The 5926-nt window shown below is 32.6% G+C and carries 6 protein-coding genes; 4 read left to right on the top strand and 2 right to left on the bottom strand.

Translation table 11 applies throughout. The features are described 5' to 3' along the window. Positions 1-143: 143 nt before the first annotated feature. A complete protein-coding gene (locus tag AVL50_RS00330; RefSeq protein ID WP_082795595.1) occupies positions 144-1277 on the bottom strand; it encodes a BamA/TamA family outer membrane protein in 1134 nt (377 codons plus the stop codon). Between the two features lie 402 nt (positions 1278-1679). Here AVL50_RS00330 and AVL50_RS00325 point away from each other — a divergent pair, with 402 nt between their 5' ends. The 3 genes from AVL50_RS00325 to modA all read left to right on the top strand — a co-directional run bounded on the left by AVL50_RS00325 (position 1680) and on the right by modA (position 4917). Beyond that, positions 1680-2807: a retropepsin-like aspartic protease gene (locus AVL50_RS00325; RefSeq protein ID WP_062614491.1), complete on the top strand. Its 1128-nt coding sequence runs from the start codon at positions 1680-1682 to the stop codon at positions 2805-2807. Positions 2808-2813: 6 nt separating this feature from the next. Beyond that, positions 2814-3734 (top strand): exonuclease domain-containing protein, encoded by a 921-nt coding sequence (locus AVL50_RS00320; RefSeq protein ID WP_062614490.1) that lies wholly within the window; start codon positions 2814-2816, stop codon positions 3732-3734. Positions 3735-4170: 436 nt separating this feature from the next. Continuing rightward, positions 4171-4917, top strand: a complete 747-nt coding sequence (gene modA / locus AVL50_RS00310; RefSeq protein WP_063850494.1) for a molybdate ABC transporter substrate-binding protein — start codon at positions 4171-4173, stop codon at positions 4915-4917. Positions 4918-5095: 178 nt separating this feature from the next. On the opposite strand, the gene AVL50_RS00305 is transcribed toward modA, so the two are convergent. Further along, positions 5096-5395: a hypothetical protein gene (locus AVL50_RS00305; protein ID WP_062614488.1), complete on the bottom strand. Its 300-nt coding sequence runs from the start codon at positions 5393-5395 to the stop codon at positions 5096-5098. Between the two features lie 199 nt (positions 5396-5594). On the opposite strand from AVL50_RS00305, the gene AVL50_RS33260 reads away from it, so the two are divergent. Continuing rightward, the coding region (locus tag AVL50_RS33260; protein ID WP_371258970.1) for a molybdate ABC transporter permease subunit at positions 5595-5926 on the top strand (332 nt) is incomplete at its 3' end.

The raw sequence follows: 5926 nt of genomic DNA, 5'->3' as shown, positions 1-5926 counted from the left end.
AACGCTAAAAAACGTATTAATAGTGGTTCTATTAAAAGTTTTTTGAAGGAAGTAATCGCAAAACAATAAATAGAATTAGTATGAGATAATTTTGAATTTGTACTTATTGTTAGCAATTATGAAACAACAGTTTCTTCAAAAACTTAGAAAGCCTCTCCGTAGGTAAGGTAAAGCCCTGAGTTCCCTTCTGGGCCAAAACCATAATCAGCTCTTAATGATGCTTTATCATCTTTATTAAAAGCTAATCTAAATCCACCGCCCCCAGCAACTTTTATTAGATTAAAATCAAAACCATCTTGATTATTGTATACATTCGAAGTAGAAACAAAGCCTGTCATACCAATCCTCCAGAATAAATGCTGTCTTACTTCAGCTTGGAAAGTCAACATATTATTATCTCGATATCTACCTTCATAAATCCCTCTCATCATATACATACCTCCCATTAATGACATTTCCCTAAAAGGAACATCACCATTTGTGGTCTGTAAAGCACATTGCAAGGCCAAGACTGTTTTACCTTCTTTTTCCTTAGTAAGGTCCATGTATTTTCTTGCATCTAAAAAGAAACGATTAAAGCTATACTCCGATCCCATCCAAGATTGATTCGTTTCAAACCTTGCTTCTATATAATGTCCACTCGTAGGAGCAATTACATAATCTCTACTATCCCACTTATATACAAGACCTATCCCTGAAACTTTACCTCCATCAAAACCTGGAATTTCTGAAGTGTCTGTCTCCATTCCATCTGCTCTTTCAGAAATATCTATATTCCAATAGTCAACATATCTATATTGAATTCCCAAAAACATTTGATTTGATACTTTCTTTAATAATTGTTGCCTGAAATCTAATTTCGTGTAATTGATTACCTGCTCATTACTCTTAGGTGTGTCTCCACCGATACCATAATACATTTCAGGAAAAATTGCATACTCCCATGCTCCTTCGAGTAGCCAATTCTCGTTATTTGTGAAAATATTATTAGTTATTCTTATTCTAATTTGATCCTCAAGTGTATAATAACCATATAGTGTCAGGTTTGAAGATCTGGTCTGAAATGTGGCTTCAGGCACTTTGAATTGATAAATTCCTGTTACACCAAATTTCAATTTTGTTTCCTGTGTATAGCCGATAAAAGGATAACCAATAATTTTTTCTTTATAAAGTGTATCAAGCTCATTTGATAATGAACCATTTTCTTGGGCAAAGACATTAACTATTGCTAATAGGAAAATTGCAATAGTAGATATATAGTAATTATTACACATCATGCTAGTTAAATAAAATCAATTGGAAGTTGGCCTCAAAATTAAGAAAAAAATATTTAGGTAACATTAAATCTATAATTAACATCAAATACATTGGCAAAAGTAATTTTCAACAAATTTTGTCCTATGAATTTCAAGCTATTGAATGCTATAGTACAATGATAATAATTAAGTAAAGAATCAATATTTCAGTTCCTTTTACAATAATGAATTGGTGAAAAAACTAAAGTGCTAGCTTTCAACAGTAGTTTTTTTTCTGACAACTGTTTCTATAGCTCTATTCATTCACTAATTTTGACAAAGAAAATCACTAACCCTTTTTATAAATAGATGAAAAAAATAATATTACTAATAACAATTTCATTCTTATTATCTAGCTGTCACTTAAATAAATTATACCATCTAATGAGTAAAGGAGAATTGATTGCTGATGCTAATCAAATTACCATTCCTTTTGAAAGTCGCATGGGTCTTATTATTATAAAAGTTGTCATAAATGGCAAAAAGTATGACTTTCTAGTTGACACTGGAGCAATGAATGTGATCAGTACCGAAATGGCGGAAGAGTTACAATTCAAAAAGAAAGGAAGTATCTCAGCATCAGATTCACAAAACAACAAACAAAAAGCTTATTTCTATGAAATCCCCGAGTTATCCATTCAAGACTTTACATTCCAAAATACTAACTGTATAGCTTTAGACATTTATAATGAAAAACTAAACTTTAATTGTTTAGAGGTTGACGGTATCATTGGAGCGAACCTAATGAAAGAAGGTATTTGGCAGATTGATTATCAAAAAGAAGAAATTACCATTTATAAGAAAAATACTGCATTGGACCTTAATGTCTATGATTCCATAAGTTTTGTAAGCGACAATCAATTTAACCCTATTCTAACCGTCGGCATTCATGGTGTTGAATCTAAATTAAAAGTAGACACTGGTAGTAATGGAAGCCTACGTTTAAATAAAAAATACCTGAATGGCATTTCTGAAAAAGACAGCTTAGAATTTATCACTTCACAGTATGGCAGTATTACTTCAGGAATTTTTGGTAAAGGAAAAAATCATACAAAGGAGTTTTATAATGCTGACTCTTTATACCTAGGCGACTATTTATGCGAAAATTTTGTGGTTGGTTTTCAAGAAAAAGGATCTCATCTTCTCGGAAATAAATTCTTTTCAAACTTCAACCTAATAATAGACTGGAAGAAATCGAATCTTTACATTAAACCTATCGATGAGATTATCCTTAATACAGATAAAAGATTTCCCGTATCTATTGACAGAAAGGAAGATTTAAAAACCTTTTATATTAGAAGTATTTATAAAGAATATCAGGAGGAAAATAGTGAGATTGCAGTTGGTGACACTGTAATTAGTATTAATAATGTACCAACCAAAGGTTTCACTCAAGATAACTATTGTGAATTCATACAATCACAAGAGAATGCAGAACGTTTAAATTTTGAATTTATTCATAATAACGATACTTTAAGTCACACTATTTTTAGTGAAGAACAATATCAGTAGTCTTTTATGAATTTTATTGCAATAGATTTTGAGACAGCCAATGCAAAAAGAACTAGTGCTTGCTCAATTGGTTTAGTGGTGGTTGAGAATTATGAGATCGTAGATTCTCAGCACCACCTCATTCAACCTCTGCCCAATTATTATAATGCTATGAATATCAATATCCATGGCATTACTCCAGAAATGACCGACAGTGCTCCCACTTTTGACCTCCGTTGGAAAGAGTTGAATGAGTTGCTTACAAAGTATCCTCTCCTAGCCCATAATGCCGCTTTTGACTTTACTGTTTTAAGAGATACACTCACAGCCTATCATCAACCCTTGCCTGATATTGATTTTTACTGTTCGCTGATTCTTTCAAGAAAAGCCCTGCCTCAACTTGGCGGTTACGGGCTGAGTGCACTTTCTGAACATTTCAATATAAAACTTGATCATCATAACGCTGAAAGTGATGCTAAAGCGGCAGCGATTATTGCATTAAAAATGCTGGAAATTCATAAAACTGAATCCTTAGAGACACTTACTGAAAAAATGGGAAGCAAACGCGGTTTTATGAAAAGCGATGGATCCTTTCAAAATTTCGGTAATGGCAGACCTGTCAAAAAACGCAAATCCTATCAATTTCAACCTGCAAAAAATCCCAATCCTAACCATCGATTTTATAATAAACACGTGGTTTTCACAGGTAAACTACAGGGCCTCAATAGAAAAGAAGCCATGCAAAAAGTGGTTTCTGCCGGAGGTAAAGTCCACCCCGATGTCATTACTCCTCAAACTGACTTTTTAGTGATTGGACAGCAGGATTACAAAAAATATGGTGACGGCTTTAGATCCGCTAAAATGAAAATAGCCGAACAATATAAAGCACTAGGCTATCCATTATTTATCATGGGTGAAAATGAATTTTTACTTTCAGTGGAAGAATAAAGATTAAACCTAAAATAGTAATTATTTTAGAGCAACAGATCCCCTGTCCTTAATAATATCTTTTCGTGACCATCTATCAAGAATGCCTTTTTATGACGATAATAAATAGCTAAATCTGGTAATTCTTCGTAAGTCTCCCCTATACTCTTCAAAATATATTTTTTATTAAAAAGAGTAAATTGAATAGGGGCTTCGTTTAGATCAAAGAAGAAGTTTTGAAGCTGTTCGGTTCCTTCTAGCTTAAAGAGACATCGATAATACATTAAGAAGTGGGTATTGTTGCAGTTCAGAGATACACAAGGAAACATTGTTAAAGAAAAGTAATTCTCAAACCAATCTTCTCTCTACTCAAATGTAGTTTAAATTATTTATATAAATTTACTTTTGTGTTTAATAAATAAGCTACAAACAGCACAACTTAACAATCATTTACATAATGCAGTCGAAAATTTCAGAGGTAATTTATTTTCTAATTTTCAATTTACTTTTCACTTCCTGTTTTTCTTCAAATTCAGAAGTAGAAACAATGAAAATTGCCACTTCAGCCAACATGCAGTTTGTGATGAAAGAGGTGATTAAAGCCTTTGAAAAAGAAACGGATATTCAATGTGAAATGATTGTTGGGTCTTCTGGCAAACTCTCTGCTCAAATCATCAATGGAGCCCCATATGATGTGTTTGTTTCTGCTGATCTTTTTTATCCTCAAGCTTTGAAAAAGGAAAAATTGAATGCTTCGGAGATTCTTCAATACACATCTGGTAAGTTGGTCATTTGGAGTAAAGAAAAGTCATTCAACATCCGTCAACTTGAAGAAATAACGGTTGAAAAAATAGCCATCGCAAACCCCAAAACAGCACCTTATGGGAGAGCGGCCCAAGAAGCTATTCAACAAATATTTGAAGATAGAATAAATGAGAAGCTAGTTTATGGAGAGAGTATTTCCCAAGTCAATCAATTTATATTAGCAGATCAAGTAAACTTAGGTTTTAGTTCTATTTTTATTGTCAATGCACCCTCCAATAAAGCACTTGGTTTTTGGTCAGAAGTACCCGATAATTTATACCAGCCAATTGCTCAAGGGATGATCAGTATCAAGGGAAATCAAGAACAGAAAGCTCAGAAGATTCTTGATTTTATAATGAGTGAAAAAGGACAAGGAATTATAAATAACTTCAAGAATTAAACTAGAAATTCATACCAAAAAAATGAGCATGTTTCACACATGATAATCCCATTGCAACATCAAAAAGTTATCTTTAATAACAGTTACGCCTGAAGCCAAATACTATTTATGACACACGAAACATTGATAGCTCATTCAATACCTTCCTTCAATTTTAGCACATGTAAAGGATGACAACTTAAAAAGCCCCTTTTAGGAACTGAATACTACCAAAAACAATGATTAGTGTTAATACAAGACCGCCAATACACCAAAGTGCACCATAAAGCATATCTTTATTGCCTTGTTTAGCCTTAGCTTCATTAATTTGCTGCTGTATATTGTCAACAATAATTGTTGTCACTTCTTCTTTTAATCCTTTTGCCATTAGAATAGCTTTAGCTTCCGCCGCACTTTTCTTTTCTGTGACCATAAGATTTGCTGTGTACTCATAAACTTGATTGACAGCATCTTGCTGAATGTTAGTTTTTACTTGCATTTGATACAATAGTTATGAGCTCTCACCAAAACGAGCCCGCGAATAGTTTACTTTAAATTTTAAATTTAAACTACATTAAATGAAATACAATAAGAAACGTTGTTATTCTAAATAATTAATACGCTTGAGAAGTTATTTCTTCTGATTACTTTCAATTTTACTTAGTGGTTTCATTATCTTTGATCAATTTTTTACAAATATGATCGATTGGACACCTTTTATATTGACAATAAAATTGGCTTTGCTCACAACAATAATATTGTTCTGCATTGCCATTCCCTTGGGATATTATTTGTCAAAAAAGAAAAATATATTTACCATTTTCCTTGAAACCCTGTTTGGTCTTCCGTTGGTTTTACCGCCTACTGTTTTGGGTTTTTATATATTAATCACACTGGGGAAGAATAGCTTGATTGGCGATTTTTTATTACAGCATTTTAATATTCAGCTAGTGTTCTCTTTTAGTGGATTGTTGATAGGATCTATCATATACAGTTTTCCTTTTATGATTCAGCCTTTGCAGGCTGGTTT

It is taken from the genome of Flammeovirga sp. SJP92 (genome assembly GCF_001583495.1).
In the GTDB taxonomy this organism is placed as follows: domain Bacteria; phylum Bacteroidota; class Bacteroidia; order Cytophagales; family Flammeovirgaceae; genus Flammeovirga.
Note: the sequence above shows the minus strand (reverse complement) of the source record. Positions and strands in the feature narration are given on the sequence as shown.

What these genes read in the sequence shown, in the direction of transcription:
- AVL50_RS00325 (WP_062614491.1), top strand. Translation starts at nt 1,680, where the DNA reads ATGAGTAAAGGAGAATTGATTGCTGATGCTAATCAAATTACCATTCCT.
- AVL50_RS00330 (WP_082795595.1), bottom strand. Translation starts at nt 1,277, where the DNA reads ATGATGTGTAATAATTACTATATATCTACTATTGCAATTTTCCTATTA.
- AVL50_RS00320 (WP_062614490.1), top strand. Translation starts at nt 2,814, where the DNA reads ATGAATTTTATTGCAATAGATTTTGAGACAGCCAATGCAAAAAGAACT.
- modA (WP_063850494.1), top strand. Translation starts at nt 4,171, where the DNA reads ATGCAGTCGAAAATTTCAGAGGTAATTTATTTTCTAATTTTCAATTTA.
- AVL50_RS00305 (WP_062614488.1), bottom strand. Translation starts at nt 5,395, where the DNA reads ATGCAAGTAAAAACTAACATTCAGCAAGATGCTGTCAATCAAGTTTAT.